At 38.4% G+C, this 4,430-nt stretch carries 5 protein-coding genes; all 5 read right to left on the bottom strand.

The window, feature by feature from the left end; translation table 11 throughout:
* Positions 1-296 precede the first annotated feature (296 nt).
* Positions 297-1,421, bottom strand: coding sequence for an LptF/LptG family permease (locus CK510_RS26860; RefSeq protein WP_095724575.1), 1,125 nt, complete (start codon positions 1,419-1,421; stop codon positions 297-299).
* Between the two features lie 344 nt (positions 1,422-1,765).
* A complete protein-coding gene (lptB, locus tag CK510_RS26855; RefSeq protein WP_095724574.1) occupies positions 1,766-2,494 on the bottom strand; it encodes an LPS export ABC transporter ATP-binding protein in 729 nt (242 codons plus the stop codon).
* A gap of 84 nt (positions 2,495-2,578) precedes the next feature.
* A complete protein-coding gene (locus tag CK510_RS26850; RefSeq protein ID WP_095724573.1) occupies positions 2,579-3,070 on the bottom strand; it encodes an LptA/OstA family protein in 492 nt (163 codons plus the stop codon).
* 306 nt (positions 3,071-3,376) lie between these two features.
* Positions 3,377-3,769 carry a DUF309 domain-containing protein gene (locus tag CK510_RS26845; RefSeq protein WP_095724572.1) on the bottom strand — a complete coding sequence of 131 codons (393 nt, stop codon included), beginning with the start codon at positions 3,767-3,769 and terminating at the stop codon, positions 3,377-3,379.
* On the bottom strand, positions 3,766-4,140 hold the full coding sequence (locus CK510_RS26840) for a ferredoxin thioredoxin reductase catalytic beta subunit (protein ID WP_095724571.1): 375 nt from the start codon (positions 4,138-4,140) through the stop codon (positions 3,766-3,768). The genes CK510_RS26845 and CK510_RS26840 overlap by 4 nt, the downstream gene beginning before the upstream one ends.
* Positions 4,141-4,430: the final 290 nt, after the last annotated feature.

Raw genomic sequence — 4,430 nt, 5'->3', positions numbered from 1 at the left:
AACCTTGTACGAGCCAAAAATACCTGAGTTGACCGAATCGTCTGGATTACAAGCCCTGTGAGGCTTAATTAAATTTTGGGTCAAAAATGAGCGAACGTACAGTAATTAGAGTATTTTGATTATTTAAAGAATGATTAATTACAGAATTAAAAGAAACTGGAGAACTGAATTGTTCAATATTTGCTTGTATAGCCAGTGGATCGATAATTACAGTATAGATTAATAATAGATTAAGGCTTGTCTACACTTTAGTTTCTGACTTCATCAGTCTTAGCATAGTTCTAAGAAATAAATCTCTACCTTTGGGAGACTCGTATCAACAAAAAGATACCAACTCCAAGACCAATAAAATTAGGCAACCAAGCAGCTAAAAATGGTGAGATGACACCAGCGATTCCTAATGCACTAGCAATCGACATGACTAAATAGAAAGTAAAAATAATGATTACGCTAACACCAAAACTTGTACCTTTACCTGTGCGTTGGGGTATGGTTCCCATTGCCGAACCAACTAAACCAAATACGACGCAAATAAAGGGAACTGAAAATTTTTGTTGGATTCTGACTTTGAGCTTGCGAATTTTTTGATCGTCTCCTGCAAGACGTTCTAATTCCAATTGTTCCAGTGCTTGGGCTATATTCATTTCCCCATAATCACGGGTTTGTTCTACTAAGCTTAATGGGGTGCGGGGTAATTCTATTTTTTGATGTTTAAATCGGAATATATTATTATAAGAGCGGTCAGCACCAACAAGATAACTTGTACCATTATAAAAGTCCCAGACATTTTCTTTGACGTTCCATTCGCCCGATTCAGCAACCACAATTTGATTTAAACCTTCTGTGGAACGGTCAATAATTGTCAGACCTTTCATTTGTTTGCCGTCAAATTTATCGGCATAAAATAGGCGCGATAATATCTTTTCTTTTTTCTCTTTGCCGTTTTCCTTCGTTCTTAAAGTTTTATATTCAGGGTAAACAATATTATTTCTTTTCAAAGAAGGTGTATCAGATTTTAATGCTCGTTCGAGAATTTGAGTGGATTGGTATTTGGCAGCAGGTGCAACTTGATCGTTAAATACAAAGGCAATTATTGTGACAATAAAACTCATTAATACCGCAGTAACTGCAAGGCGATAAATACTGACTCCACAACCCCGTAATGCTACTAATTCGCTTTCGCTGGAAAGACGACTGTATGTCATTAATGTGGCTAGAAGTATGGACATTGGGAAAGCCAAAACAATAAATTCGGGCATTCTTAATAAGAAAACCTGAAGTGCTGTGCTGGCTGGTAAACCAGATTCGACAATTTTTCGCATTAAATCAAATGCAGCATCAACAGTTACACTAATTGATGAAAAAAGTCCGACTCCAAACAAAAAAGGTGTGATTAGTTGGCTAGCAAGATACCGATCCATTGTCGAGAAAGGTAGCAATGAGCCGATACTGTAAAACGATGATTTGAGCTTTTTTGATGCCATCATATGTAACTTCTAAGAAAACTGCAACCCAGAGTAAATAGGGAATGGGGCTAAAGAGAAGAATTTATTTTAATTGGTATAAATTACTTGGTAAATAAGTATAAATTACTTAGAATTAAGTTAATTTAAATTAAATTTATTTAAATTAATACATGTAAACAAGAAGGTCTAATTTCAATTTTACGTTCAGATTTATTAATTGTGTAAATTATTCTAGACTCTACAGTAGCTACTTTGCGGTGTTCGCAGTCACTAAGGGGTTCAAAAATTCAAGCTTGGGTTTAAGCTTGGAAGTTATCACCTAAATAATATTGTCTGACAAGAGGATTGTTATACAGTTCTTCAGATGTACCATTCGCGAGTATTTGTCCTTCGCGCATAATGTAAGCGCGATCGGTAATAGCGAGGGTTTCGCGAACATTGTGATCTGTAATGAGAATACCCATATTGCGATCGCGTAATTTGGCGACGATTTCTTGAATTTCGGCAACTGCGATTGGATCAACCCCCGCAAAGGGTTCATCGAGGAGTAAAAATTTTGGTCCTTCCGTTCCCGCAGCCAAAGCACGTGCTAACTCTGTTCTGCGACGTTCTCCCCCAGAAAGCTGTATTCCTTTACTATTTGCGACTTTATCTAATCGGAATTCTTGCAGCAAGGAATTTATCCGTACTTCCCATTCCCAACGCGGTACATTGGTTTGCTCTAGTACTAACAGAATATTATCCCGTACTGATAATTGGCGAAAAACACTTGCTTCTTGTGCCAAATAGCCAATTCCCAAGCGTGCCCGTTTGTGCATCGGAAATCCGGTAATATCCATACCATCGAGCCAGACTTTACCCTGATTGGGTTTTTCTAAGCCCGTTGCAATATAAAATGTGGTGGTTTTACCTGCTCCATTTGGTCCTAATAACCCAACTACTTCACCTTGGGCTACTGAGATATTGACGCGGTTGACAATAACTCGTTTGCCATAGGATTTATGGATATTCTCTAAAACAATTCTCACAATTTGCACCTTATCGTCAATACTTAGTGTTCGTTAGTAGAGAGACGAGGATAATCGCGTCTGTACTAACCCGAACATAACCATCTACTTACGTTTCAAAGGAGGTGTTTTTGGTGCAGATGCAGCATTATTTTGAGCTTCTTCAATAATATAAATTGATTCCACTTGACGACCGCTTTGAGGTTGGGCTATAAATCTCCCAGAATCAATTAAATATATTACCCGTTCGCCGCGTATACTGTTGCCGCCTTGTTGCAAAATAAAAACATTGCCACTTAAGACTATTTGGTTTTCGCGTCTAAAAAATTGAGCTTGGGTTGCAGTAGCTTTGATACCGCGAGAACTATAAAGCATTTGTACATTCCCGCGTGCGATCGCAACCTGGGATTTGGCATCATATTCTTGAATATCTGCTGTAATCTGGATTGGGCTGCGTTGTGCGGCTTTTTGGGCTATGGCTGGTTGTAGGCGATTTGGTGAGATTACACCGATGACAACAGGTAAAGCTAAACCTAAACTTAAACCTAAACCTAAATTACGCATCAAACCTGGGAAAATTTTATAAGCGGAGGACATAGTGATTTGGGAATTACACTTTTGGTTTTTATTTTAGTTACTTTTAGTAGTATATCCAGGCACTCATGACACATTCGGGAATGCTTGTTAAAAAACACTGCACTCCGAGTCACTAAATGGTTATAGTCTACAGGTATTTACTACACTTCAAAAAAATCTCACACTAAAATATTCTTCCGTAATTTCACAACTACAGACAGAATGTCGCTCAAATCAAGATAAATTAGTTGCACCTAACACAACTAAAGACGCTTTACCAAGGCTTGATGTTTCTTAAAATTGGGAATGGGGTATAAGCACTCCCTGTCAATCTTCCACTAATATTAATCTGGGAATTGGAAACGCTTCATCTTCACCCAGTTTTAGATTAACAATACTTTCGGGTTGGGAATATTGCAACACTTTTAACAAAGCAACACTACTATCTAAAAAATCATCTACATCAATTCCAGCAAAAATAGATGGGTAACGTCGTAAGCGATTGCTACCCTCTCCCAGCAAAATCGTCGCACCACGCAAGTTACCGTTACCCAAATGATACAAAGCTACTGCAACTTGCAATATACCTTGATAAAATGTTTTTTCAGGCTCTCCAGCTTCAATCCATAGAGCCTCTAAGGTGTCGTGGCAGGCATAGAACTGTCCCGTATTAAACTGTTCTACACCCAACCAAAACTCAGTAGGTATCAATTCGTTCATCCCATGCTGTCTCGTACTTCTTTGATGGTTTCTAGGGAAATATTTTGTTGTTCGCCAGCAAATTCATTGTCTGGGGTGAGAAATAGCATACAATGGCATTCTTTGCGTTCGCGCATGGGTACGCAAGGACAATTCCAAAAAGTTGCTGCAACTTCGGCTTCTTTGTCTTCGTAATGACGACAGGGACACAAAGGAGCTCCTAAGTCGTCCTTATGCTTTGCCAATCCTTCAATTACAACAGCAGTAACCGAAGGTTCAGAGCAGAAGTATGTGCCTGTGCGCTTTGCATATTGCTCCGAAAAATGGCGCATTGCTTCAAGATTCTTATCGCTGGACTTTAAGTTAACTTCTGATTTGTCGGATGCGATCATAGGACAGGTTTCTCATAATTTAAATATTTCTTTGCATTGTACCGCAGCCTACAAGTCTTAAATTGGGTGATATTCCCCATTTGTTTGTAACCTGAAGTCAGGTTTTTATTGCTTAATCCCTCTGTATCCCCATAATCTAGGCTTTTGATGCTATTAAGAATCTTATTCAAATTTATGTTAAGTCCTGAATAAATATAAAAATCAACAGCCAGAGGTTATAACCCACATTCCGCACCCTAACTGTCACACATCAACAAAATATTGGGAAAGTAGTATATAAAACCTACAAG

The sequence above is a fragment of the Brunnivagina elsteri CCALA 953 genome (assembly GCF_002289455.1).
GTDB lineage: Bacteria > Cyanobacteriota > Cyanobacteriia > Cyanobacteriales > Nostocaceae > Brunnivagina > Brunnivagina elsteri.
The sequence above is the reverse complement of the archived record's forward strand: the minus strand, read 5'-3'. Positions and strand labels throughout refer to the sequence as shown.

Coding starts and splice junctions, on each gene's coding strand:
- CK510_RS26860 (WP_095724575.1), bottom strand. CDS start 1,421: ATGGATCGGTATCTTGCTAGCCAACTAATCACACCTTTTTTGTTTGGA.
- CK510_RS26850 (WP_095724573.1), bottom strand. CDS start 3,070: ATGTCCTCCGCTTATAAAATTTTCCCAGGTTTGATGCGTAATTTAGGT.
- CK510_RS26845 (WP_095724572.1), bottom strand. CDS start 3,769: ATGAACGAATTGATACCTACTGAGTTTTGGTTGGGTGTAGAACAGTTT.
- CK510_RS26840 (WP_095724571.1), bottom strand. CDS start 4,140: ATGATCGCATCCGACAAATCAGAAGTTAACTTAAAGTCCAGCGATAAG.